The organism is Cellulomonas taurus, from assembly GCF_012931845.1.
In the GTDB taxonomy this organism is placed as follows: domain Bacteria; phylum Actinomycetota; class Actinomycetes; order Actinomycetales; family Cellulomonadaceae; genus Cellulomonas; species Cellulomonas taurus.
Genome location: NZ_CP051884.1, coordinates 584,538 through 608,848 on the forward strand (window position 1 = coordinate 584,538; position 24,311 = coordinate 608,848).

Genomic DNA, 24,311 nt, shown 5'->3' on the forward strand with positions numbered 1-24,311 from the left:
TGGCCGGTTGTCGACCACGTTTCGCGTACGCCCCACGCGCCTGTAGCTCAGGGGATAGAGCACCGCTCTCCTAAAGCGGGTGTCGGCAGTTCGAATCTGCCCAGGCGCACAGACCACGGCAGCTCGCCGAACGCCAGCACGGTGTCCCGCGACGAGTCCGACGCGCGCACGGCGCCGAGCGCGCGTGACGATGAGGCGACGGCGAGAGTGGGAGACCGCACCCAGGAGGACGCCATGCCGATCGCCCGCGGGATGATTCGCATCAACACGAGGTTCATCAACCCGCTCATGCTGCGGCTTGCCGGAACCGGGTCGATCGTCGATCTGGAGCACATCGGCAGGCGGACCGGAACGGTCCGGCACACGCCGATCATGGCATTCCGCCAGGAGGACGTGGTGACGATCGCTTTGACCTACGGCCCGGGCGTCGCATGGCTGGCGAATGTCCGGGCCGCGGGCGGCTGCCGCATGCGCATGGGCGGCACGATCCTTCGGCTCGGGGCTCCGCGGACGCTCGACCCCGACGAGGGATCGGCCCGGATGCCGCAGCCCCAGCGGACACTGCTGCGGTGGCCCATCCGGTGCCGCGACTACGTGGAGCTGCCCGTTCTCCGGACGCCCTCGGCTGCGAGTTCTCCCGGGGAGTGAGCCCGTCGACCGGGCTCGACCGGTCGATTCCGCCTAGGAGCGCCACCGTGCCCGTACGATGGGCGCGCACGACAGTGAGTCTCGGCGTCTCGATCCGCCGCGGAGCTGTCGCCGCCGGGTGAGCAGACCCGGTGACGGTGCCGGGTGAACAGGCCCGGTGTGTCGACCCGGTGCGTGTGCCGGAGTGAGCAGAACGGGCGTCGGTCGCGCCGTGGAACGAGCGGCCTGGACGCGATGTGCCGTGCCGTGACCCGGTGCGGATGAAGGAGGAGATGTGGCCCGAGCAGCCCAGCGCGGATCCGGTCGCGCGCGCACCGGTAACAGTGGTGCCCAGCGCCGACGGCCTCGGTCCGAGCAGGGTCTGATCCCGGTGCTGGCGGATGTCGCCCGGGACGTCGACCGCGCGGTGCAGCGTCCGCCGACCCGGTCGACGGTGCGGACCAAGTTCCAGGTGGTCGCGTTGCTGGTCCGCGAGGAGCGGGCCCGGGTCATGGCGGACGCCGAGCTGTCCTCCGCCAAGCGCACCGAGGAGTTGAAGCGGCTGGACGGCGTGGCGACGATGCTGGCCAAGACCGCCGCGCGGGACACCTCGCTGCTGGAGCTGCTCGCAGAGGACGCCCGGGTCACCGAGGCGGCGCGGGAGCTGAAGGTGACCCTGATGCGGGACGCCGGCCTGGACGTGCCGGACGAACCGGAGCCCGAGCCCGCCGCGACCCCGGTCGCGACCATCCCGATGACGCCCACCCACGCGGTGCCGCCGTCGGTGCTGGCCCGGCAGCGGTCGAACCCGTTCCTGCCGCCGGACTTCGAGGCGGCGGCGGAGAAGATCGCCGGCAAGCCGCGGCGGTTGGCCGGTTGGGAGCTGCTGGAGCCGCTGTTCCGGTCCTTCGAGCGCGCGGCGACCGGCGCACCGGCATGCATGGAGCTGCCGGAGCCGGGCCGGGTGTCGGCGCCGCTCGGCCGGAATCTGATGCCGCACCAGGCGCAGGTGGTCGAGGCGACCGCCCGCGGGCACCGGACCTTCCTGCTCGCCGACGAGCCGGGTCTGGGCAAGACGGCACAGGCACTGCTCGCAGCGCAGGCGGCGAACGCCTACCCGCTGCTGGTCGTGGTGCCGAATGTGGTCAAGACCAACTGGGCGCACGAGGTCGGCCTGTGGACGCCGCAGCGCCGGGTCACCGTGGTGCACGGCGACGGGGAGAAGGTCGACGGCTTCGCCGATGTCGTGGTGGTCAACTACGAGATCCTGGACCGGCACGTCGGCTGGCTGGGCAACTTCGGCTTCCGCGGGATGGTCGTCGACGAGGCGCACTTCATCAAGAACAAGTCCTCGCAGCGCTCCCAGCACGTGCTGGCGCTGTCCGAGCGGATCCGGGACCGGGCCTCGCGGCCGCTGATGATGGCGCTGACCGGCACCCCGCTGATCAACGACATCGAGGACTTCCGGGCGATCTGGCAGTTCCTGGGTTGGATCGACGACGTCAAGCCGCTGGGTCGCCTGATGGCGGCGCTGGAGGACTCCGGCCTGACCCCGGCCGACCCTGGCTTCTACTCCGCTGCCCGATCGGCGGTGATCGACATGGGGATCGTGCGCCGGCGCAAGGTGGACGTGGTCGCCGACATCCCGGCCCGCCGGGTCGCGGACCTGCCGGTGGAGCTGGACGGGGCGGTGGCGCGGTCGATCAAGGCGGCGGAGGCGGCGCTGGCCGAACGACTGGTCGGCCGCTACCGGGCGGCGCTCGCCGCCACCGGTCACGACACGTCCATCGGCGCCGAGGTCGATCACGAGCTGGCGCGTCGGGTGGCCGCGGGCGAGCTGAAGGACTCCAGCTCCAAGACCGGCGGCGAGAACGTCTTCACGATGGTGCGCCGGATCGGTCAGGCCAAGGCGGGGCTGGCGGCGGACTATGCGGCACAGCTGGCCCGGAACGTCGGCAAGGTGGTGTTCTTCGCGCGGCACGTCGACGTGATGGACGCGGCCGAGAAGCACTTCGCGGACCGGGGGATCCGGTACAGCTCGATCCGTGGCGACCAGACCACGCGGGTGCGGGACAAGAACATCAAGGCCTTCGTCGAGGACCCCGAGGTCTCGATCGTGGTCTGTTCGCTGATGGCCGCCGGGGTCGGGCTGAATCTGCAGGTGGCGTCCAACCTGGTGTTGGCGGAGCTGTCCTGGACGGATGCCGAGCAGACCCAGGCGATCGACCGGATCCACCGGATCGGGCAGGACGAGCCGGTGACCGCCTGGCGGATCATCGCCGCGCAGACCATCGACTCCAAGATCGCCGAGCTGATCGACAGCAAGTCGGCACTGGCGGCCCGTGCGCTGGACGGTGCCGACGAGGAGGACGGCGCCTCGTCCACCGATGTGCAGCTCGAGGCGTTGGTCGCCCTGTTGGTGGATGCCCTCGCCGCTGAGCGTGGAGCCTGAGCATTCGGCACCTGGGTGCGATGCTCGGACCACTCAATCTGCCGGTGATGGCCCTCAGCTTGACCGGTGGTGACACCTAGTCGGGCGATTCGGGCGGTTCTGCTGCCGTAGACATATCCCTGTCGGCGGGGCCTGCTGCGGCTGACAGGCTCCGCCGACACTCCTGTCCGCCCGACGATCCGCTCGACGATCCGCCCCGGGGATCCGACCGGCGTATCACTCGACCCTTCGTCCGGCCGTTCACTCGACCGGACGTGACGCGCCTCACGCGGTCGAGTGGTCACCTGGCGAAACGTCGAACGGCTGTGACCAGCCTGTGTGAACGCTCACCGAGCTGGTTGACCGTCGACAGGTGTCACGTCATAGTTCTCGTCAGACGGTGCGCGTCGCCTGCCCCCTGCGCGGCGCGCACTGTCCTCAGCCTCGGATCCCGGTCGAGCGCCACTGCTCCCGATCCACCCGATCCACCCCCGCAGTTCCGCATGATCACCCGCTGCGGCGGCGTGCCGCCGGGTCTTCCTCAGCCCTGACGGTTAGCGTTCGGTGGGTGAATGTCCCCGCGCGCCGCAATCAGCAGCCGGAGGCCGACGTGACCCGTCCCGCTCCGGTCGAGGAAGCCCCGCAGCCCTCCGCCGCCGAACTGGTGGCGCAGTCGCTCGCGGGCTGGCGTTCTGCCCTGGTGGAGGCCGCGGGCGGGTCGACACTGGCCGATGTGGGCCTGCTCGGGGACGCCGCGCTGGACCTGACCGTGGCGCACCCCTCCGGCATCGCGCAGCTGTTCGCGGGCCGCTCCACCCGGCTGTCCAACCTGGTCCGTGAGGACGCGGCGCTGGGGTCCGCCCGCCGCCGCGCCCGGGCCGTCTCCGCGCGGGCGGCGACCTACGCCCAGCAGTACGGCATCGCGCCGACCTACCTGGCGATCGGTCTGGCGAGCTGGACCGAGCGCACCACCCCGGACACCGCCACCGACGACGTCGCCGCCCTGGCCACCGCCACCCGTCCCGGTGCCAGCGAGCCGACCCAGGACGAGGACGCGCCGGTCAGCCGCACCGTCCGCGCTCCGGTGCTGCTCCGGCCGGTCACCCTGCAGGCCCGCGGCACCGCCGAGAGCGACTACGAGCTCAGCCTGGAGCCCTCGCTCGAGGTCAACCCGGTGCTGGCCCGCGCCCTCCGTGGTCGCGGTGCGCTCCTCGACCCCGGTGCGCTGGCCCGCAGCGCCTTCACCGGCTCCGGCTTCGACCCGCAGGAGGCGCTGTCCCGCCTCGGGTCGCTCGGTGCGGCGGTGCTGGAGGACTTCCAGCTCACCGACCGGATCGTGGTGGGCACCTTCGTCCACCCGGGGCAGGTGCTGGTCGACGACCTCGACCGGTTGGCCGCCGGGCTCGACCGGCACGAGCTGGTCGCGGCGCTGGCAGGTGCTGATGCCACCACGGTGGCGGTCGACCTGCCCGAGCCGGTGGTCGGCGACCGGGACCCGGCCGCCGAGCGCGGTATCGGTGACCTGGACCCGGCGCAGCAGCACGTCCTCGATGTGGTCGCCACCGGCGCACACGTCTTCGTGGACGCGCCCGCCGACAGCGACCTGACCGGGACGGTGGCGGCGCTGGTCGCGGATGCCGCCGCCGCCGGCCGCACGGTGCTCTACGTCCCCGGCCACCGCCGCGCCGCCATCGCCCTGGCCGAGCGGCTCGACCGCCTGGGTGTGGGTGACGTGCTGCTGGACATCGCCCCGGACGCGGGGTGGCGCTCAGCCGCCGGTCGACGACTGCTCGGCGCGATGACCCTGGAGGCCGACCCGGGCGACCCGGCGCGTACCACCGCGCTGCGCTCCTCGCTGGTCACGCACCGGGAGCGGCTGCGCAACTACCTGTCCGGGCTGCACCTGCCGCGCGCGCCCTGGGGGGTGTCCGCCTACGACGCCTTCCAGGCGTTGGCCGCGCTGACCGCCGCCCGCCCGACCCCGAGCACCACGGTCCGGCTGGACCCGGCGGTCGCCCGCGAGCTGGGTGCCGAGCGCCGCGCCGAGCTGGCCGAGCAGCTGCGCGCTGCCGCCGAGGTCGGCGCGTTCACGCTGCGCCCGGTCGACACCCCCTGGTACGGCGCCTCCCTGGACACCGCCCAGCAGGCGCAGGACACCCTGGACCGGGTGCGCAGGCTGGCGGGGTCGGACGGTCTGCCCCGACTGCGCCGCCGGATCGCGGAGGTCGCCGAGGCCACCGGGTTCACCCCGGCCACCACGGTGCAGGGCTGGGGGGAGCAGCTCACGGTGCTCGCCGGGGTCCGGGGCACCCTGGACGACTTCCAGCCGATCGTCTTCGAGCGCAGCGTCGCCGACCTGGTCGCGGCGACCGCCAGCAAGTCCTGGCGCGCCGAGCACGACCAGCCGATGGGCTACTGGCTGCGCCGCCGCCTGAAGAAGCAGGCCAAGGATCTGCTCCGGCCCGGTCGCCACGTCGACGACCTGCATGCGGCCCTCGCCAACGCCCAGCACCAGCGCGAGGTCTGGCGGCAGCACTGCGCCGCCGGTGGCTGGCCGCAGCTGCCCGCCGGGATGGCGCAGATCGAGGCCGAGTACCAGCAGGTGCGAGCCGACCTGGACGCGCTGGCCCCGGTGCTGGTCGGCACCCCCGAGGGCGGTGAGCTGGCCGGGACCCCGGTGACCCAGGTCGCCGACCGGATCGAACGGCTGCTCGCCGGTGCCGACACCCTGCCCGCGGTGCCCGAGCGCAGCCGTCTGGTGCGCGACCTGCGGGCCGCCGGGCTCGAACCGTTGCTCTACGACCTCGCGGACCGTCGGGTGCCCGCCTGGCTGGTCGGTCCGGAGCTCGACCTGGCGTGGTGGAGCACCGTCTTCGAGCAGATCATCACCGCCGATCCCGCCCTCGCCGGGTACGACGGTCGGTCGCTGGGCCGTCTGGTCGCCGAGTTCCGGCAGCTGGACCTGGCGCAGATCGAGGCGCTCGCCGGTCCGGTGCGCGCCCGGGCCGCCGCCCATGCCCGGCACGCGATGGAGCAGCACCAGGAGCAGACCGAGGCGCTGTTCGGTGAGCTGGTCGAGGACCGGTTCAGCGGGCTGCTGGAGGCGATGAGCCGCTACGGAGACGTCGCCCGCCGGCTGCGGCCGGTGCTGGCCGCCGCGCCGATGCTGGTGCCGCAGGTGCTGCCCGCCACCCGCACCGTCGACCTGGTGGTGCTGGACGCCGCCGACCACCTGCCGGTGGAGGTGCTGCTGCCCGCGCTGGCCCGGGGTCGCCAGGTGGTCGTCCTCGGTGACCCGCGCTGCGCCTCCGGCTCCGCGGTGCCCGAGCTGGCGGCCGTGCTGCCCCGGGTGGCGCTGCACGCCGACGGCTCGCGCCGTGACCCGTACCTCACCGCCTTCCTGGCCGGGCACGGCTACGCCGGAGTGCTCAGCCCCACCCCGCTGCCCTCCGAGGCCGCGGCGGTCGGTTTCCACCCGGTGGACGGCACCGGGATGCCCGACGACTCCGGCAGCGTGCAGAGCACCCGCGCCGAGGTGGACCGGGTGGTCGAGCTGGTCGCCGAGCACGCCTTCAACCGGCCCGAGGAATCGCTGGCGGTGATCACCGCCTCCGCGCTGCACACCGCGCAGATCCGGGAGGCCGTGCTGTCCCAGGTGCGGGGCAACCCCGCGCTGGCGGCCGCCCTCGACGCCGGACGGCCCGAGCCCTTCGTGGTCACCGATCTCACCTCCATCGCCGGTCTGCGCCGGGACGCCGTCGTGCTGTCCCTCGGCTTCGGTCGCACCCCGCACGGTCGGGTGCTGCACCGGTTCGGCCCGATCAGCGAGGACGGAGGCGACGGCCTGCTGCTCGCCGCCCTCGGGGTCACGCGGCACCGGCTGGACGTGGTCAGCTGCCTGCTTGCCGACCAGCTGGACCGGGACCGGCTCCGTGGCGAGGGCCCGCAGCTCTACGCCGACCTGCTGCGGTTCGCCGAGCGCCGGGCGGCGGGTGACGCCGAGCTGCTGGCCGACATGACGGCAGCACTGGACGGCGCCGCGGCCGACAGCACGGACGCACTCGACGGTTCCGATGGTGTCGACGCTGCTGAGGGTGCCGCCGCGTCTGCTGCGGGCAACGCCCCGGCCGACCTCGCGACGACCGTCGCACCCGATGCCGATCAGAACGCCTCGGAGCCGGAACCGACCGTCACCGACCGCCTGGTCGTCGACCTGGCCGAGCGGCTGTGGCGGCACGGGCTCGTGGTGGAGCTCGACTACGGGCTGCCCGGCGGTCTGCACCTGCCGATGGCCGTGGGCCACCCCGACCTGCCCGGTCGGCTGCTGGTCGCGGTGCTCACCGACGACGACGCCTACGTCCGCGAGCCGAGCATCCGGGTTCGCGACCGCCAGGTGCCCGAACGGCTGGAACGCCTCGGGTGGAGTGTGGTCCGGGTCTGGTCGGTCGCCGCGTTCATCGACCCGGACGCCGAGGTCGACCGGATCCGGCGCGCCGTGCACGCGGTGGCCGACTCCCAGGTCGACCGGGCTCGGCTCGAACGGCAGCGTGCGATGCTGCTGCTGCCCGAGGTCCCGGTCGTGCACGCCGACGAACTCGACCCGCCCACGACGGGCGCCATCTCGGTGATCGGGCTGCCCACCGACGCCGGGCTGCCGGTCGGCGGCGGCGCCCGCGACGGTGAGCCGCCGGCGATGACGGCGCCGACCTGGACCGTGCCCGGATTCGAGGGACGCTCCGGCACCGGTGAGCTGCCAGCCGTCGTGGCGGATGCGGGCTCCGCCGACGTCGCGGCCGACGAGGGCGCAGCGTCCACGACCCCCGGTGCGTCCTCTGCACGAGGCAGCGCTGCTCGGACCTCGGCTGATGAGGTGGCCCGTCTGGGTGTTCAGCCGTCCTCGGGTCGCGGGGCGGCCCGTCCGGCCACGGGCGCTGTCCCGGCCTCGGGCAACGTCCCGACCTCAGGGGCTGTGCCGACCTCGGGCGACGTGCGGGCCCCCGGCGCAGCTCCGACGTCGGGTGACGCTCCGGCCTCGGGTGGCGCCGCGACCTCCGGTGGCGACCAGGCTCGTCCGGGGGCGGTCCCGGCCCACGACGGCGACGGGGCTCGGCCGCGCACCGGCACGGTTCCGGTGCTGGACGACGACCCGGCCCGTCCGCGGACCGGCACCCTGCCACTGGTCGCCGCCGACATCCCGGGCGTCATGGAGGCTGCCGCGCCGATGACCGGCTCGCTGCCGATCGTGCCGAAGCCCTCCCCGGGCGACGGCCCCGGCCCGCGACCCGATGTGCGGCCGGGACTCCCGATCAGCGCCTATTCCGACGACCAGCTGGACGAGTTGGTCGCGTGGATGCTCGCCGACGGACACGAGCGCACCGAGTCGCAGCTCGCCGCCGAACTGCGGCTGGAGCTCGGGGTGACCCGGCGGGGGTCGCGGGTGGACTCGGTGGTCTCGGCCGCCGTCCGTCGCGCGCTCGGCTGACGGGTCGACACACACCCTCAGGTCGCCGTCCCGCTGTGAACGGGGACGGCGGCCTGCTCACCCCCAGTGCGGCGGCACGTCCCGCAGCAGTTGCTCGTCGTTGGACTCGGCGGGCCGGTCCCCCCAGCCGGTGTCCGAGTCGTCGGCGCTGCGGCGCGGGGTGACCGGACCGGCGTCCTCGCCACCCTGCCTGACCACCCGGCGATGACGTCGCGGCGACGGCTGCGCAGACGGGGGCGTGGACGACTCACTCACCGGAGCATCATCCCACCCCGGGCCGGGCGTTCAGGTGCCGAGCTGTGCCGTCAGGCGCGATGGGCGCCGTGCCCGCCCGCCTCCGGGCTGCCGGGTGCCTCGGGGGTGCCCGGTGCCGGGTACTGCCCGGTGTCGGCCCGCAGGGCGGTGCTGGACTGGGCGGCCAGCAGGTCGCGGATCTCCTGCAGCAGCAGGATGTCCTCGGAGGGCCGCGCGGGCTCCGCCTCGACCCCCTTCTTGCGCCGTTCGGCCAGCTTGTTCAGCGGCAGCACGATGATGAAGTAGATCGCCGCGGCGGTGATCAGGAACTGCAGCAGCGCGTTGAGGATCAGGCCGACATTGATCTCGGCGTCGTTGCGGCCGGAGATGACCCACAGGCTGGAGATGTCCGGCTTGCCGAAGATCATCGCGATGAGCGGCGCGATCAGACCCTCTTGGATCGCGGTGACCACGGCACCGAAGGCGGCGCCGATGACGACGCCGACGGCCAGCTCGATCGCATTGCCGCGGGAGATGAAGTCCTTGAATCCCTGGAACACGGCGCCGAGGCCCTTGGCCCGCTCACCGGCGGCCCGCAGACCCTTGTTCACTGTGTCGCTCATGGCCCCTCGATCCGATCGACTCGCGGCTTTCGCCCGCATCATTCCACGAGGATCGCCGACAGGCCGGTGGAAGCACTCGCCGCGCTCAGCTGTACCGCCTGATCGGGATCGACGGCCAGCAGAACCACACCGTCGTCCGACCCTCGGGTCGGCGGGTCGGTGTCGTCGGAGCCGGGTCGGCTGAGCACCAGGGCACCGGTGGCCACGGTGACCGCCCCGGAGTCGGGCATCGTGCTGACCACGTCCACCCGTCGGCCGGGCATCAGATACCCGACGGTGCTGGCATCGGCGAACCGGACCGGGACGGTCACGGTCCCCGGCGGGCCGGTGTCCAGGGTGTCGGCGAGCAGGGCCGCGACCAACGGCAGCCCGGCCGGGATCTCGACCGCGGTCCGAGCGCCCAGCAGTGTCGTGTCGTCGTCGGTCACCCCGTCGGGCAGCGTGCCGGTGGGCAGCGGGCGACGTGCCAGGTCGTCGACGCCCACGGTGCTGCCGAGCGGGATGTCGCGGGCGGCGACCAGCACGGTGCTGGTCGGCGGGCCGGGGGAGCGGATCGCCTGCACCAGGAGCAGAGCCGCCAGGGCGAGGCACAGGGCGGCGGCGGGTCGGCGGCCCCGCCACAGCAGGCGGCGCAGGCTCGGGGGAAGGCGGTCCATACGCCGACGCTAGGCACGGTCGAGGGCGCATCGTCCGGACAGCACACAACCCCTGGGGACGGCCGAAGGGCCCCAGGGGTTGTGGACAGGTGAGGGCCCCGGTGATCCGGGGAGCGGCTCAGCTCGCGGCGGGCGCGGAACCGCCGGAGGAGCTCGACCCGGAGCCGGACGACGCGCCACCCGAGCTGGACGAGCCGCTCGCGCCGTTGGACGCACCGCTGGTCGAGCCGGAGCCGGTCGACGTGGTGCCACCCGACGTCGCCGAGCCGCTCGCGCCGGAGGTCCCGGTCGACGCGGTGCCGGACTTGGCGGGGGCGCTGCTCGACGTGGAGCCGGAACGCGAGTCGGTGCGGTAGAAACCGGAGCCCTTGAACACCACGCCGACGCTGGAGAACAGCTTGCGCAGCTTGCCGCCGCAGTTCGGGCACTCGGTGAGCGCCTCGTCGCTGAACGACTGGTGGATGTCGAAGGAGTGGCCGCACTCGGTGCAGGTGTAGGCGTAGGTGGGCACTGCTCGTCTCCCGAGGATCAACTGGCCGGGTCTGGCACTCCCGGCGTCCGAGTGCCAATGATACGCGCCCGGTCCAGTCGGCTCGCTCCGCACCGACGCCGCGCTGGGCGGACTCACTGCGAGGCGTCCGGCGAGGGGCCGCGTCAGCGCGGCAGCGGGTGCCAGCCCTCCGGCGTCGCCACCATGTCCACCCGGCGGTCGTGCTGCTCGCGGGGCAACGGGTGGGTGTCGGCGTCGTAGACCTCGTCGGCGAACACCAGGGCGACCACCGGCACACCGGGCCGGGCGTGCTGCAGGGCGCGGTCGTACCAGCCGCCACCCTGGCCGAGCCGGGTGCCCGAACTGTCGACCGCGAGGGCGGGGGCCAGGATCAGGTCGGCGCGGGACAGTCCCTCGGCGCCGAGCGAGGGCGTACCCGGCTCCGGCGGCCGACCCGGTGCGCGCTGCACCAGATCTTCCGGCCCCGCGTAGGCCGCCCACTCCCGGGACAGCCCGGCGCCGAGCACTGGCAGCAGCACCTCGATGCCCCGCTCGGACAGCAGCTCCAGGATGGCGGTGGTGTCCGGCTCGGAGGGGCGCGCACTGTAGGCGGCGACGCAGCGGGCCTCGTCCAGTCCGGGCAGGGTGCTCACCACCCGGGCGAGGGCGGCACCGGCCTCGGCGCGCTGCCGGGCGGAGGTGTGGTGGCGAGCGGCGCGCAACATCGCGCGGAACTCGTCCTTGGTGTCCGTGACGTCCCCGCCGTCCTGGGCAGGCGGATAGGGCTGAGCAGCGGCGCACATGTGTCCAGTGTCGCAAACATTCGATTGGCCGGGCAGGACCATTGGTGTGCCGTTAGCCTCCGGGGCATGGCGATCCACAAGGCAGTCATTCCCGCAGCCGGTCTCGGCACCCGATTCCTTCCCGCCACCAAGGCCACGCCCAAGGAGATGCTCCCGGTGGTGGACCAGCCCGCCATCCAGTACGTGGTGGAGGAAGCCGCCGCCGCCGGACTGGACGACGTGCTGATCATCACCGGCCGCAACAAGGGCTCGATCGAGGACCACTTCGACGCCGCGCCGGAGGTCGAGCGTGCGCTGGAGAAGAAGGGCGACCACGCCCGGCTCGACGCCGTGCGCAGGTCCACCGAGCTGGCCCACGTGCACTTCGTCCGTCAGGGCGACCCGAAGGGCCTGGGGCACGCGGTGCTGCAGGCCGCCGACCACGTCGGTGTGGAACCGTTCGCGGTGCTGCTCGGCGACGACCTGATCGACGCCCGGGACGAGTTGCTGTCCACCATGATCGAGGTCCAGGAGCGGACCGGCGGCTCGGTGATCGCGCTGTTGGAGGTCGACCCGGCGCAGATCTCGCTCTACGGGGTGGCCGAGGCCGAACCGATCGAGGGCGGCGACGACCCGGATCAGGTGCGGGTGACCGCATTGGTGGAGAAGCCCCCGGTCGACGAGGCGCCGAGCAACCTGGCGATCATCGGCCGCTACGTGCTCAGCCCGGCGGCCTTTGACGTGCTGCGGCGCACCGAGCCCGGTCGGGGCGGGGAGATCCAGCTCACCGACGCCCTGGCCGAGTTGGCCACCATGCCCGCGGAGCAGGGCGGCGGCGTATACGGCGTGGTGTTCCGTGGCCGGCGCTACGACACCGGTGACCGCCTGGACTACCTGAAGGCGACCGTGCGACTGGCGGTGGACCGGGACGACCTGGGCCCCGACTTCCGCGGCTGGCTGGTCGAGTACGTGGACGGTCTGCGCGGCTGACCCGACGACGCCCACCGGGGCGTGCAGAATGCGGACATGAGATCCGTCCAGGACCAATTGGCAGCCGTGCTCGCCGCGGTGGGACCGGTGGCACCGCTCGACGTGGTGTTGACCGACGCCTCCGGCACGATCCTGGCCGAGGACCTGATCGCCCCGGTGGATGTCCCGGCGACGCCGCTCGCCGCCTGCGACGGGTACGCGGTGTCGACCGCGGACCTGCAGGGCGCCGACCCGAGCGCGCTGGTGCTGCCGGTGGTGCACGACGTGCTGGCCGGTGACCCGTCGGTGTTGCGACTCGCCCCCGGTCAGGCGATGCGGATCGCCTCCGGCGGTCAGGTACCGGCCGGTGCCGACGCGGTGATCGCCGCCGAGCAGACCGACCGGGGCGATGTCCGGGTGGCGTTGAGCCGGGTGCCGTCGCCCGGGGAGAACATCCGGCCCCGCGCGGTGGACGTGACGGCCGGGCAGGTGGCGCTCGCGGGCGGGATCCGACTGGGCGCGCGGCAGCTCGCGGTGGCAGCGGCCCTCGGCCGACGGCGACTGCGGGTGCATCCGGCGCCGCGCGTGGTGATCGTGTCGATCGGTTCCGAGCTGGTCGAACCGGGTGCCCCGGGCCGGGACGGCGGCGTCTTCGAGTCGGCCGGGCACGCCCTGGAGGTCGCGGTCCGGGACATCGGTGGCACCCCGGTGCGGGTCGGTGCGGTCTCCGACGACCGGGCGCTGCTGCGGGAGGCACTGGAGGACCAGCTGGTCCGCGCAGACGTGCTGGTGACCACCGGTGGGCTCTCGGAGTACGCGCAGGACACCCTGGCCGACGTGCTGGCACCGCTGGGCACGGTGCGCTTCGACCACGTGGCGATGACCCCCGGTTTCCGGCAGGGGTTCGGGACCGTGGGCGGCGGGTCGGGGGCGGTGCCGTTCTTCGCGCTGCCGGGACACCCGGTGGCCTCGATGGTGGGCTTCGAGCTGTTCGTGCGGCCGGCGCTGCGGGCGATGGCCGGGCACACCGACCTGTTCCGGCCCTCGGTGCGTGCGGTGGCGGACCAGGGCTGGTCGTCCCCGGCGGGCGTGCGGCAGTTCGTGCCGGTCGCGGTCTCGGGATCGCCGACCGAGGGCTACCGGATGTCGCCGGTGGGGGATCCGGGCCAGTGGTCGATCGGCGGGCTGGCGCGGGCCAACGCCCTGGCCGTCGTGGGCGAGCAGGACACGGCGGTGGAGGTCGGCCAGTCGGTGCCGTGCCTGGTGCTGGAGGGGTGATGTCGTCCCGGAGCTGGCCGGTCGAACTGCGCGAGGGGCAGATCCTGCTTCGACCGCTCCGGCGGCAGGACGAGGCGCCGTGGATGCACCTGCGCGCACTGAACGCCGGGTGGCTCGAACGCTGGGACGCCACGTCGCCGGTGCCCGTGACGGGTCGCCGCCCGACCTTCGGGCAGTTCGTGCGGACCCTCGACCGGCAGGCACGTGAGGGCAGTTCGCTGCCGTTCGCGGTGGAGTACGCCGGGGAGCTGGTGGGGCAGCTGACCGTCTCCAGCATCACCTACGGGTCGCTGCACTCGGCGTCCATCGGCTACTGGGTCTCCGAGCACGTCGCCGGGCGCGGCATCATCCCGACCGCGGTGGCGATGGCGACCGATCACAGCTTCGGACCGCTGGGCCTGCACCGGGTGGAGATCAACATCCGCCCGGAGAACGCGCCCTCCCTGCGGGTGGTGGAGAAGCTCGGATTCCGGGACGAAGGGGTGCGGGAGCGCTATCTGCACATCCAGGGACGCTGGTGCGACCACCGGACCTTCGCGCTGACCACCGAGGACGTTCCCGCCGGACTGCTGGCCCGTTGGCGACGCACCCAGTCCACGCGGGACTCGTCGCCCACGCCCGGGGAGTGAACTACACGGGTGTGATTACCCCGTCGACACGCCGTGGACGCTCCGAGCCCGCCGCGCATGGTCCACCTACCGTCAGGGGGTGTACGCATTCGCCGGGCCCGCCGTCCTCGCGGTGATCGCCCTGTGGATCGCGTACCTGGTGCCGCACAAACTGCGGCACCGGCAACAGATGCTCGAGTCGCGGACCGATGACAGGTATTCGGCGGCGTTGCGGGTGCTGGCGGTCAGCGGTCCGGTGGGGTCGCGGCGCCGGCTCCGATCCGACAACGCAGTCCGGGGGATCCGTCCGGACTGCGGGTCACCACAGAAGAGGACGGCCCTGCTGCACGGGGGCACCGGAGCCCGGATCGGGAACGAGGGACGCGACATGGACCGACCGCACACCACCGCGGAGGGCATGGGAGCCGACGCTGCCCGCAAGGTCGCGCAGCTGAAGGCCGCGCATGCCGCCGCCACCGCGCGCCGCGGTGCCGCCGCCCGCCGACGTGGCGTCCTGGCCACCGCGCTGTCCGCACTAACGGTCGTCGCGTGGGTGGTCGGTGCCGTGACCGCCGTCCCGCTGTTGGTCGCGCTCGTGCCGACCGTCGTCCTCGGCTCCGTGCTGGTGCTCGGCCGGCGGGCCGTCGTCCAGGGCGAGGCCGCCGAGATCGAGTGGCAGCGCCGGATCGAGGAGGCCGCCACCCCCGTGGTGCGCGCGCCGCGGCCGGGCCGGGTGGGTGCTTCGGGCCGGGCGGTGCGGGCATCGGTGGACGCCACGCAGGCCATGCCGCGGGTGAACGACCGGAAGACCGCCGACCCGACGGCGAAGAAGGTCGCCGACGCCGACGCCGACGCCACATGGTCGCCGGTGGATGTGCCCCGGCCGACCTACACCACCAAGCCGCGTGCGCCGCGGCGCGAGCCCGCCCCGCTGGGTGAGGTCGAGGGTTCGACCGCGGTGCGTCCTGCCCGCACGGTCGCCCAGCCTGCCGCGGAGACCACGGCAGCCCCGGCCGCCGAGACCGCCGCGGCCCCGGCCGAGACGGCGGCGCGACGGGTGGACGGGGCTGCCGACCCGGCGGTCCCGGCTGCCGCGACCGCGACCGTGCAGGACGAGCCCACCGGGTCCATCGACCTGAACGCCGTGCTCGCCCGCCGCCGGGCAGCGGGCGAGTGAGCCGGTGTGAACTGAGTGCCGCGGTGTCGTCGACCACCCCGCACGGGTGCTAGGCTGATGACCGCTTCGCGGGGCTATGGCGCAGTTGGTAGCGCGTCTCGTTCGCAATGAGAAGGTCGGGGGTTCGAATCCCCCTAGCTCCACCCGCAGGCGCAAGGCCCGGAACTTCGGTTTCGGGCCTTCGTCGTTCGTTGTCCGACCCATCAGTGATACTGGAACCTATGACCTCCCTCTCCACCGGTGACGGAGCCGGAACCATCCGGTCCGACGACGCTCAGCCGCACCGGTTGGTGATGATCGGGGAGGTCGATCTGGCGGTCGTGTCCCGGCTGCGCACGCTGCTCGGGGTGGCCGACGACCCGACCCGGCTCGGCGAGGTGCTCACGGGTGTGTCCGAGGTCGACATGTCCGAGGTGACTTTCGCGGACTCCTCGGCGCTCGGGGTGATCGGTGCGTTGGTGCTGGACCGGCAGCGCACCGGATCGTCGCCGCTGACGGTGATCGGTGCCCGGCCCTCGGTGCGCTCGGTGCTGGAGATCAGCGGGATGTCGGCCTTCATCGACCTGCGCTGAGTGTCGGTGCCCGGTCGTACCGTCGCGGTATGACCAGCGTCGTGTACTCCACCGCCACCACCCTGACCGGACAGCTCGCCGACGAGCACCACTCACTGTCCTGGCTGTTCGCCGTCGAGTCCGAGGGACCCGACCACGAGGCGTTCCTGGCGGGGATCGGGGTCCTGGTCAGTGGATCGAGCACCTACGAGTGGGTGCTGCGGGAGGAGGACCTGCTCGCCCACCCGGAGAAGTGGCCGAGCTACTACGGCGCCCGGCCGATGGTGGTCTTCACCAGCCGGGAGCTTCCGGTGCCCGAGGGCGCCGACGTGCGCTTCGTGCGGGGACCGGTCGCCGACGCGCTGCCGAGCATCCGGGCGCTGGCCGGGGAACGGGACATCTGGCTGATCGGCGGCGGCGACCTGGTCGGGCAGTTCGACGACGCGGGGGCGCTGGACCGGTTGGAACTGACCTACGCCCCGGCGACGCTCCCCGCGGGGATGCCGCTGCTGCCCCGACGGATCGGCCCGGATCGGCTGGTGCTACGGGATGTGCAGCGCTTCGGGCAGTTCGCGCACCTGAGCTACGACGTCACGCGCTGAGCTGGCAGACTGTCGCGGTGAGAGTCGCCTGGACCGCCGTCAAGAAGTGGGTCGACCCGCTGGTCGTGATGATCGTGGCGGTGTTCGTCCTCGGACTGCTCCTCCCGGCGACCGGCGCGGTGGCGACCGGGGTGGACCGGGTCAGCACGGTCGCTGTGGTGCTGCTGTTCTTCCTCTACGGCGCGCGGATGTCCACCACTGAGGTGTGGGCGGGGCTGCGCAACTGGCGGTTGCAGGGCGGGATGTTTGCGGCGACCTATCTGCTGTTCCCCCTGCTGGGGATCGCCGTGCAGCTGCTGCCGGAGTCGGTGCTGCCGGGTGACCTGCAGACGGGTCTGCTGTATCTCTCGCTGCTGCCTTCCACCATCCAGTCGTCGGTGGTCTTCACCTCGATCGCGCGGGGCAACATCGCCGGGGCGATCTGCGGCGCCACGGTGTCGAACGTGCTCGGCATCGTGCTCACCCCGCTGCTGGTCGGGCTGATCATGTCCCGGGCCGGTGGTCCGGTGGGTGGTTCGGCCGGGTCGACGCTGCTGCAACTGCTGCTGCCCTTCGTGGTCGGGCAGCTGCTCCAGCCGAAGATCGGGAACTGGGTGCGGTCCCACCGGATCGTCACGCTGCTCACCGACCGGGGCACGATCCTGCTGGTCGCCTACTCCTCGGTGTCGGAGGCGCAGGTCTCCGGGGTGTGGGACGGGCTGACCGTGGGCGTCCTGGTGGTGCTGGTCGTGGTCTGTGCCCTGCTGCTGGCGGCGATGCTGTCCCTGACCTGGACCGGTGGTCGGTTGCTCGGCCTGGATCGCGCCGACCGGATCGCGTTGCTGATGTGTGGCTCCAAGAAGTCGCTGGCGACCGGGTTGCCGATGGCGAGTGTGCTCTTCGGTCCGGTGGCGGCGGCCGGGGTGGCGCTGCCGGTGATCGTCTTCCACCAGTTGCAGCTGGCGACCTGCGCCGTGATCGCCCGGCGGTTGGCGGCGGGCGAGCCCGATGCGGCTGTGGTGGCCCCGCGGGCGTGAGCCGGTGGGCGCCGCGAGCCTGACCCGACGCGCCCAGCTCGCCGAGGCGGTGGCGCCCCGCGGGCCGGACCCGGTGTGCGCCGGGGGCTCGGGCCGAGCGGCGCACACACCCGGGCCGAGCGGCGCACACACCCGGGCCGAGCGGCGCACACACCCGGGCCGGTACGCCGTGCACCGGACTCCGTGTGCAGGGCGCGACCGACCCGGCGTGCGGGGTCGGCGGGGGCGGCGACGATGGTCGCGCTGTGCAGGACCAGGGCGGTGCGAGCTGCCACGGCACCCCTGAGCTGGGCAGACTAGGGCCGCATCGTCGCCACCCTGGAGGTCTCCCCGTGCCTGCTCCGATCGCCCTCGTCCCGCTGCCGCGCTCCGTGGTGTGGACGGCGGACGACCCGTTCGTGATCGGTGACGGCGGAGCCGTCCTGGTGGCGGCTGACCAGGCGGACTTCGGCGCGCTCGCCGCGACCCGGCTGACCGAGGCCACCGGCCGACCCTTCACCGTGGGCGGTCGCGGGCCGTCGGTCGAGTTCCGGTTGGTCGAGGGTGGTGCCGCCGAGTCGTCCACCGTGTCGATCGCGGCCGACGGTGTGCTGGTCGAGGCATCCGATCCGGCCGGGCTGTGGCACGGTCTGGCCACGCTGCGCCAGGTGGTCCGGCAAGCGGGGCCGGAGGTTCCCGCCGGAAGGATCGAGGATGCGCCGCGCTTCGGCTGGCGGGGTCTGAGCGTGGACATCGCCCGGCACTTCTTCGGTCCGGCGGAGCTGCGCCTGGTGGTCGACCTGATGGCCGAGCACAAGCTGAACGTGCTGCACCTGCACCTCTCCGACGACCAGGGCTGGCGGATCGACCTGCCCGGTCGGCCGGAGCTGGCGGCGCGCTCCGGGGCGACTGCGGTCGACGGCGACCCGGGTGGGTTCCTCACCGCCGACGACTACCGGGAACTGATCGACTACGCGGCGCTGCGCGGGATCCGGGTGGTGCCCGAGGTCGACGTGCCCGGGCACGTGAACGCCGCCCTGCACGCGGTGCCGGAGCTGACCCCGGACGGTGCGGGTGTGGACGTGTACACCGGCATCGAGGTCGGGTTCAGCAAGCTGGCGGCGGACCTCCCGGCGACCGAACCGTTCCTGCGCGACGTCTTCGGCGACCTGGCGGCGATGACGCCGGGCGAGTACCTGCACATCGGTGGCGACGAGGTGCACACCATGGAGCCGGCCGAGTACGCGCGGCTGGTGGCGATGGCGGCCGCGGCGGTCCGGGACGCGGGCAAGCAGGTGGTCGGCTGGCAGGAGATCGCCACGACGCCCCTGGAGCCGGGCACCGTGGTCCAGTTCTGGGACCCGCGCGAGGACGTGACCCCCTTCGTGACGGCGGCCCGCGCCGGGGCGAAGCTGCTGATGTCCCCGGGCTCGCGTGCCTACCTGGACATGCAGTATCACGAGGGCTTCCCGCTCGGCCTGCACTGGGCCGGGTACGTCTCCCTGCGCGATGCCTACGACTGGGAGCCGACGACCCTGATCGCCGGACTGCCCGAGGACGCCGTGATCGGGGTGGAGGCGGCGGTGTGGACCGAGACGCTGCGCACCCTGGACGAGCTGACCACGATGCTGCTGCCCCGACTCGCCGCGGTGGCCGAGGTGGCGTGGACCTCGGCCGAGGCGCGCGGGTGGGAGGACTTCGCGGCGCGGGTGGCGGCACAGGGTGACGACTGGCGCGCCCGGGGGATCGCCTTCCACCCGGCGGACGGGGCTCAATGGTGAGGGCTCCAAGTCGGCGATCGGTATCGCAAAAAGCCGGCGATCGGTAGCGTAGATGGTCTGCTAACGGTAGCGTCCACGAACTGCGAACGGTAGCGTAGACAGCGTGGAGAGCTACCGTCATCGGACGATCGACGAACTCCTGGACGAGATCCAGCCGGAGATCCCCGCGCTCGCGCTGCAAGGGCCGAAAGGTGTCGGCAAGACCGCTACTGCGCGCCAACGGGCCGAAACCGTCTTCACCCTGGACGATCCGGCCGATGCCGAACTGGTCCGCGCCGAACCGCAGGTGATCACCGCGGCATCAGCCCCCGTGTTCGTGGACGAGTGGCAGCGACAGCCCGCGCTCTGGGACCTCATCCGACGGGACGTCGATGCCCGCAGCATGCCCGGACGCTATCTGCTGGCGGGCTCGGCGGTACCGATCGGCGCTCCCGTGCATTCCGGGGCCGGACGCATCGTCACTCTGCGGATGCGGCCGCTCAGTCTCGCCGAACGCATGCTCGGCCCGACCACCGTGCGACTCCGGGACCTGCTCACCGGCCACGCCGATCCGGCCGGGAGCACCTCCCTCGGGCTGACCGACTACGTCGAAGAGATCGTCGCCTCCGGATTCCCCGGCATCCGCACGAGCTCGCCGCGGGTGCGCGGGATGCGTCTGGACGCCTACCTCGACGCCGTGGTCGAGCGAGAGTTTGCCGAGCAAGGGTTGAACGTACGTCGACCCCAGACTCTGCGCGCCTGGTTGCGAGCTTTCGCCGCAGCGACCAGCGGTACGACCAGCTATAACGCCATCCTCGACGCGGCGACTCCGGGGCAATCCGACAAGCCCGCTCGGTCGACGACGACCGCGTATCGCGAGGTGCTGGAAAGTCTGTGGCTGATCGATTCGCTCGACGCGTGGGCACCGGGAACCAATGACCTCGACCGGCTCAGCCGCTCACCCAAGCACCAGCTGGCTGACCCGGCACTGGCCGCGCGCCTGCTGGGGGTGGACGCGGATGCGCTGCTAGCCGGCACGACCGGTCCGGCACCGGAGTTGCGGCGGGGCACCCTGCTCGGTGCGCTGTTCGAACACCTGATCGCCATGAGCGTGCAGGTGTACGCGCAGATCAGCGGTGCGACGGTGCAGCATCTGCGCACCCGGAACGGCGATCACGAGGTCGACCTCATCGTCCGCCGACCGGATGGGCGTGTGGTGGCGATCGAGGTGAAACTGGCCAGCACGGTGACCGATCAGGATGTCCGGCACCTGCGCTGGTTGCGGGACAAGATCGGACCCGACCTGCTGGACGCCGTCGTGGTCACGACTGGTCGGGACGCCTACCGTCGCGCCGATGGGATTGCGGTGGTCCCGGCCGCCCTGCTCGGTGCGTGACTCAGATCCAGGACCGCAGCCACATGTGGATGTGCCAGAAGTCGTAGGGCACCACCCAGGCGGTCCAGATCGGGTAGAAGAACGCGCTGATCGACACGATCACGGTCACCACCGCCGTCGTGACCACCAGACCGCGGCGTTGTCGGTCCGGGTCGGGTGACTCGATCAGCAGCCCGAGAACATAGACCAGGGTGAGCACCACCCACGGGGTGAAGGCGATCGAGTAGAAGGTGAAGATCGTCCGCTCGGCGTACTGGAACCAGGGCAGCCAGCCGGCGACGATGCCGGAGAGCACGGCGCCGGCCCGCCAGTCGCGCAGCCGGACCAGGCAGATCACCGCGACCACGATGGCCACCGCACCCAGCCACCACAGCACCGGGTTGCCCAGTGACGTCACGGCCTGGGAGCAGCGCTCGGCACCACAGGCCGCCTGCGCCTCGGTGCCGCTCAGCCCGGAGACCGACTTCGGGTAGTAGAACGAGGTCGGCCGCCACTGCAGGATCCAGCCCCAGGGCTTGGCCGCATAGGTGTGCTCGCTGGTCAGCGTGGTGTGGAAGTGCCACATGTCGGTGTGGAACTTCCAGAACGACCGCAGCGGGTCCGGCAGCCAGGTGATGCCCTCGCCGGGGTGCTCGGCCGCCCACTGGCGCAGGTAGGCGTTCGGGTGCGCGAACCAGGACGCCCAGGTGCCGAGGTAGGTCCCGGCGGCGGTGAACACCATCAGGAACCCGGCCGGGATCGCGTCCTTGACCAGGGTGGCCAGCCCCCAGTCCCGCACCCCGACGGTCCGGCGGGCGGTGGCGTCCCAGGCCACGCTCAGCAGCCCGAACACCGCCAGGAAGTACAGGCCGGACCACTTGGTGCCGATGCACAGCCCGAGCAGCACCGCGGCCGCCAGCCGCCACCACCGCCAGCCGAGCGACGGCCCCCAGCCCAGGGTGCCGCCACCGTCCAGCACGGTCGCGGTCCGCTCGGCCAGGCGGCGTCGTGCCTGGTCCCGGTCCAGCAGCAGCGCGCCGAAGGCGGCCAGCGCGAAGAACATCACCGTGTTGTCCAGCAGCCCGGTCCGGGAGTGCACGATCGCCTCGCCGTCGACCGCCATCAGCAGGCCGGCCAGGGTGCCGAGCAGGGTGGAGCCGAACAGTCGACGGCCGATCCGGGCCACCATCAGCACCGCCAGCGTGCCCAGGACCGCGGTGGACAGTCGCCAGGCAGCGGAGGAGTCGATGCCGCCGCCGAGCTGCATGCCGAGCGCGATCAGCCATTTGCCGACCGGCGGGTGCACCACGTACTCAGCGGTGGTGCCCAGTGCCGATCCGTCCCCCGCGGCGAACAACGCGTCGGCGCCGTCGGCCCACTTGCCCTCGTAGCCGAGCTGCAGCAGCGACCAGCCCTGCTTGACGTAATAGGTCTCGTCGAAGACCAGCTCGTGCGGGGTGCCCAGCCGCCAGAATCGCAGCACCCCGGCGAGCAGGGTGACGGCGAGCGGCCAGAGCCAGCCGGTGAGCCGGGCGCGACGGGTGGCGTTCAGGGTCAGGGCGCGCGACCCGAGCAGGGCGAGGCGCAGCCGGTCCACGGTCGTCAGGGCATCCGCCTCCGATGACGGCGCGGCACCGTCATCGGCCGACCGGGCGTTGTCCACCGGGACGGAGGCCTGGGTCAGCGGGGCGGGTGCGGCGTGCTGCGGCGGGTGGGCCTGCTGCGGGTCCTCGGTCGGCGACACGCTGGTCATGGTAGGTCCCGTGGATGGGTACTCACCCCACACATGGCAGGCTGGGTCGGTGAACGCTCCCACCCCCGGCCGACTGATCCTCGCCGCGACCCCGATCGGCAATGCCGAGGACGCGTCGCCCCGGCTGCGGCGGCTGCTGGCCGAGGCCGAGGTGATCGCGGCGGAGGACACCCGGCGGTTGCGCGCGCTGGCGGCCCGGGTCGAGGTGGAGATCACCGGGCGGGTCCTGAGCCATCACGAGCACAACGAGCAGGCGACCGTCGGCGAACTGCTGGCGGCGGTGGCGGCCGGGTCGACGGTGCTGGTGGTCAGCGACGCCGGGATGCCCGCAGTCTCCGACCCCGGGTTCCGCGCGGTGGCGGCGGCGGTGGCGGCCGGGCTCCCGGTGACCGCGGTGCCGGGCCCGAGCGCCGTGCTGACCGCGCTCGCGCTGTCCGGTCTGCCCACCGACCGGTTCTGCTTCGAGGGCTTCGCTCCGCGCAAGGCGGGGGAGCGCGCCCGCAGTTTCGCCCTGCTGGCCCGTGAGCCGCGCACGATGGTGTTCTTCGAGGCGCCGCACCGGCTCGCGGCGATGCTGGCCGACCTGCGGGACGCCCTGGGTGCCGACCGCCCGGCCGCGGTCGCCCGGGAGCTGACCAAGACCTACGAGGAGGTCCGGCGCGGCACCCTGGGCGAGCTCACCGCGTGGGCCACCGAGGGCGAGGTGCGGGGCGAGATCGCGGTGGTGGTCGGCGGCGCTCCGGATGTCGTCGAGGTCTCGGAGGCGGCGCTGGTCGCGGAGGTCCTGGCGCGGGTCGATGCCGGGGACCGGCTGAAGGAGGCGGTGGCGGAGGTGGCGCAGGCGGCCGGCGTCGCCAAGCGCGAGCTGTACGCGGCGTCGCTGGCGGCCCGGGGCAGGGCCTAGAGCGCGTCCGACCCCGGCAGTACCCGAGCGCCGGTCACCGGACCGGAGGCGGTCAGGACCGAGTCGACCACCCCGGCGGCAGTCATCGCGGCGGCCAGGGCCAGCGCGTGCTGCCGGCTACGGCCCAGGGCGGCGACCGTCGGTCCGGAACCGGAGACCACCACCCCGAGGGCACCGGCATCCTCGGCGACCGCCAGGGTCTCGACGAGCTCCGGGCACAGCTCGACGGCCGCCTGCTGCAGGTCGTTGTGCAGCAGCGCGCCCACCGCCACCGGGTCACCCGCCCGCAGCGCCTGCATCAGGGCGACCTCCGAGTCGAGGTCCGGCACCTGCGGGTCCGGGTACAGCGCGTCGAAGGCGTCGAACACCGCCGGTGTGGACAGGCCCTGCGCGCGGACCCCGAACGCCCAGTGGTAGTCGCCGCGACCGAGCGCCGGGGTCAGCACGTCGCCCCGCCCGGTGCCGACCGCGATCTGACCCATCAGCAGGAACGGCACATCGGCGCCGAGGGTGGCCGCCAGCTCGGCGAGCTCCTCGCGCGGCAGTCCGGTGCCCCAGAACGCGTCGCAGGCCACCAGCGCGGCCGCGGCATCGGCGGAGCCGCCGGCCATCCCGCCCGCCACCGGCACCGTCTTGGTGATCCGCAGGTGCACGCCGTCGTCGACCCCGGTGTGGGCGGCGAGCAGGCGGGCGGCGCGCAGCGCGAGGTTGTCGTCGCCGGTCGGCACCCGGTGAGCCTCCGGCCCGAGGACGCTGACCCGCAGGTCGTCGGCGGGCCGGGCCGCGATCTCCTCGAAGACGGAGACCGCCTGGAAGACGGTGCTGAGCCGGTGATACCCGTCGTCGTCACGCGGTCCGACCCGCAGCGAGAGGTTGACCTTCCCGGGCGCACGGACCCGCACTTCACGGCGGGCGAGTCGCAGGTCGGTCACGGCCCCCACTGTGCCAGGTCCACCCGGTCCGGTCGCGTCCACCGGCCACCGTCGGGGGTGACGTCGCGCGGTGCCGAGTCGA

Annotated in this window: 20 protein-coding genes and 2 tRNA genes; 15 read left to right on the forward strand and 7 right to left on the reverse strand. The window is 73.0% G+C overall.

The features are described from left to right. Nucleotides 1–36 precede the first annotated feature (36 nt). The 4 genes from HGK68_RS02655 to HGK68_RS02670 all read left to right on the forward strand — a co-directional run bounded on the left by HGK68_RS02655 (nt 37) and on the right by HGK68_RS02670 (nt 8,540). A tRNA-Arg gene (locus HGK68_RS02655) sits at nt 37–109 on the forward strand. 125 nt (nt 110–234) lie between these two features. After that, nucleotides 235–648, forward strand: coding sequence for a nitroreductase family deazaflavin-dependent oxidoreductase (locus tag HGK68_RS02660; protein WP_169164562.1), 414 nt, complete (start codon nt 235–237; stop codon nt 646–648). A gap of 274 nt (nt 649–922) precedes the next feature. Continuing rightward, nucleotides 923–3,079, forward strand: coding sequence for a DEAD/DEAH box helicase (locus HGK68_RS02665; RefSeq protein ID WP_169164563.1), 2,157 nt, complete (start codon nt 923–925; stop codon nt 3,077–3,079). Between the two features lie 547 nt (nt 3,080–3,626). Next, entirely contained in the window at nt 3,627–8,540 is a 4,914-nt protein-coding gene (locus HGK68_RS02670; protein WP_246260531.1) for a hypothetical protein, read from the forward strand. Between the two features lie 57 nt (nt 8,541–8,597). On the opposite strand, the gene HGK68_RS02675 is transcribed toward HGK68_RS02670, so the two are convergent. From HGK68_RS02675 to HGK68_RS02695, 5 genes are all read right to left on the reverse strand, one after another. Further along, entirely contained in the window at nt 8,598–8,795 is a 198-nt protein-coding gene (locus HGK68_RS02675; RefSeq protein WP_169164110.1) for a hypothetical protein, read from the reverse strand. 50 nt (nt 8,796–8,845) lie between these two features. Continuing rightward, nucleotides 8,846–9,397, reverse strand: coding sequence for a large conductance mechanosensitive channel protein MscL (gene mscL / locus HGK68_RS02680; protein ID WP_169164564.1), 552 nt, complete (start codon nt 9,395–9,397; stop codon nt 8,846–8,848). Nucleotides 9,398–9,435: 38 nt separating this feature from the next. After that, nucleotides 9,436–10,053 carry an SAF domain-containing protein gene (locus tag HGK68_RS02685; protein WP_169164565.1) on the reverse strand — a complete coding sequence of 206 codons (618 nt, stop codon included), beginning with the start codon at nt 10,051–10,053 and terminating at the stop codon, nt 9,436–9,438. A 118-nt stretch (nt 10,054–10,171) separates the two neighbouring features. Next, complete coding sequence (locus HGK68_RS02690) at nt 10,172–10,564, reverse strand: FmdB family zinc ribbon protein (protein WP_169164566.1); 393 nt, start codon at nt 10,562–10,564, stop codon at nt 10,172–10,174. A 143-nt stretch (nt 10,565–10,707) separates the two neighbouring features. Continuing rightward, nucleotides 10,708–11,346 (reverse strand): 5-formyltetrahydrofolate cyclo-ligase, encoded by a 639-nt coding sequence (locus HGK68_RS02695; RefSeq protein ID WP_169164567.1) that lies wholly within the window; start codon nt 11,344–11,346, stop codon nt 10,708–10,710. 66 nt (nt 11,347–11,412) lie between these two features. Between HGK68_RS02695 and galU the strand changes: the two genes are divergently transcribed. The 10 genes from galU (at nt 11,413) to HGK68_RS02745 (ending at nt 20,661) form a co-directional block, all read left to right on the forward strand. Next, nucleotides 11,413–12,315, forward strand: coding sequence for a UTP--glucose-1-phosphate uridylyltransferase GalU (galU, locus tag HGK68_RS02700; protein WP_169164568.1), 903 nt, complete (start codon nt 11,413–11,415; stop codon nt 12,313–12,315). Between the two features lie 36 nt (nt 12,316–12,351). Then, a complete protein-coding gene (locus tag HGK68_RS02705) occupies nt 12,352–13,572 on the forward strand; it encodes a molybdopterin molybdotransferase MoeA (protein ID WP_169164569.1) in 1,221 nt (406 codons plus the stop codon). After that, nucleotides 13,572–14,201, forward strand: coding sequence for a GNAT family N-acetyltransferase (locus HGK68_RS02710; RefSeq protein WP_169164570.1), 630 nt, complete (start codon nt 13,572–13,574; stop codon nt 14,199–14,201). The genes HGK68_RS02705 and HGK68_RS02710 overlap by 1 nt, the downstream gene beginning before the upstream one ends. Nucleotides 14,202–14,280: 79 nt before the next feature. After that, complete coding sequence (locus tag HGK68_RS02715; RefSeq protein WP_169164571.1) at nt 14,281–15,357, forward strand: hypothetical protein; 1,077 nt, start codon at nt 14,281–14,283, stop codon at nt 15,355–15,357. A gap of 70 nt (nt 15,358–15,427) precedes the next feature. Continuing rightward, a tRNA-Ala gene (locus HGK68_RS02720) sits at nt 15,428–15,500 on the forward strand. A gap of 78 nt (nt 15,501–15,578) precedes the next feature. Beyond that, nucleotides 15,579–15,929, forward strand: coding sequence for an STAS domain-containing protein (locus tag HGK68_RS02725; RefSeq protein ID WP_169164572.1), 351 nt, complete (start codon nt 15,579–15,581; stop codon nt 15,927–15,929). 29 nt (nt 15,930–15,958) lie between these two features. Continuing rightward, nucleotides 15,959–16,510: a dihydrofolate reductase family protein gene (locus HGK68_RS02730; RefSeq protein WP_169164573.1), complete on the forward strand. Its 552-nt coding sequence runs from the start codon at nt 15,959–15,961 to the stop codon at nt 16,508–16,510. Between the two features lie 17 nt (nt 16,511–16,527). Next, nucleotides 16,528–17,526, forward strand: a complete 999-nt coding sequence (locus tag HGK68_RS02735) for a bile acid:sodium symporter family protein (protein WP_343036999.1) — start codon at nt 16,528–16,530, stop codon at nt 17,524–17,526. A 332-nt stretch (nt 17,527–17,858) separates the two neighbouring features. Beyond that, nucleotides 17,859–19,286, forward strand: a complete 1,428-nt coding sequence (locus HGK68_RS02740; RefSeq protein ID WP_169164574.1) for a family 20 glycosylhydrolase — start codon at nt 17,859–17,861, stop codon at nt 19,284–19,286. Nucleotides 19,287–19,389: 103 nt separating this feature from the next. Next, entirely contained in the window at nt 19,390–20,661 is a 1,272-nt protein-coding gene (locus HGK68_RS02745) for an ATP-binding protein (protein ID WP_169164575.1), read from the forward strand. Nucleotide 20,662: 1 nt separating this feature from the next. Here the strand turns inward: HGK68_RS02745 and HGK68_RS02750 are convergent, their stop codons facing one another. After that, on the reverse strand, nt 20,663–22,393 hold the full coding sequence (locus HGK68_RS02750; RefSeq protein ID WP_169164576.1) for a dolichyl-phosphate-mannose--protein mannosyltransferase: 1,731 nt from the start codon (nt 22,391–22,393) through the stop codon (nt 20,663–20,665). 49 nt (nt 22,394–22,442) lie between these two features. Between HGK68_RS02750 and rsmI the strand changes: the two genes are divergently transcribed. Then, on the forward strand, nt 22,443–23,297 hold the full coding sequence (gene rsmI, locus HGK68_RS02755; protein WP_343037000.1) for a 16S rRNA (cytidine(1402)-2'-O)-methyltransferase: 855 nt from the start codon (nt 22,443–22,445) through the stop codon (nt 23,295–23,297). Here rsmI and HGK68_RS02760 read toward each other — a convergent pair. Continuing rightward, a complete protein-coding gene (locus HGK68_RS02760; protein ID WP_246260535.1) occupies nt 23,294–24,229 on the reverse strand; it encodes a 4-(cytidine 5'-diphospho)-2-C-methyl-D-erythritol kinase in 936 nt (311 codons plus the stop codon). The genes rsmI and HGK68_RS02760 overlap by 4 nt on opposite strands. Between the last annotated feature and the right edge of the window lie 82 nt (nt 24,230–24,311).

Excerpts from the sequence above, each read along its gene's own strand:
- HGK68_RS02660 (WP_169164562.1), top strand. The coding sequence starts at position 235 with ATGCCGATCGCCCGCGGGATGATTCGCATCAACACGAGGTTCATCAAC.
- mscL (WP_169164564.1), bottom strand. The coding sequence starts at position 9,397 with ATGAGCGACACAGTGAACAAGGGTCTGCGGGCCGCCGGTGAGCGGGCC.
- HGK68_RS02685 (WP_169164565.1), bottom strand. The coding sequence starts at position 10,053 with ATGGACCGCCTTCCCCCGAGCCTGCGCCGCCTGCTGTGGCGGGGCCGC.
- HGK68_RS02695 (WP_169164567.1), bottom strand. The coding sequence starts at position 11,346 with ATGTGCGCCGCTGCTCAGCCCTATCCGCCTGCCCAGGACGGCGGGGAC.
- galU (WP_169164568.1), top strand. The coding sequence starts at position 11,413 with ATGGCGATCCACAAGGCAGTCATTCCCGCAGCCGGTCTCGGCACCCGA.
- HGK68_RS02705 (WP_169164569.1), top strand. The coding sequence starts at position 12,352 with ATGAGATCCGTCCAGGACCAATTGGCAGCCGTGCTCGCCGCGGTGGGA.
- HGK68_RS02710 (WP_169164570.1), top strand. The coding sequence starts at position 13,572 with ATGTCGTCCCGGAGCTGGCCGGTCGAACTGCGCGAGGGGCAGATCCTG.
- HGK68_RS02725 (WP_169164572.1), top strand. The coding sequence starts at position 15,579 with ATGACCTCCCTCTCCACCGGTGACGGAGCCGGAACCATCCGGTCCGAC.
- HGK68_RS02730 (WP_169164573.1), top strand. The coding sequence starts at position 15,959 with ATGACCAGCGTCGTGTACTCCACCGCCACCACCCTGACCGGACAGCTC.
- HGK68_RS02750 (WP_169164576.1), bottom strand. The coding sequence starts at position 22,393 with ATGACCAGCGTGTCGCCGACCGAGGACCCGCAGCAGGCCCACCCGCCG.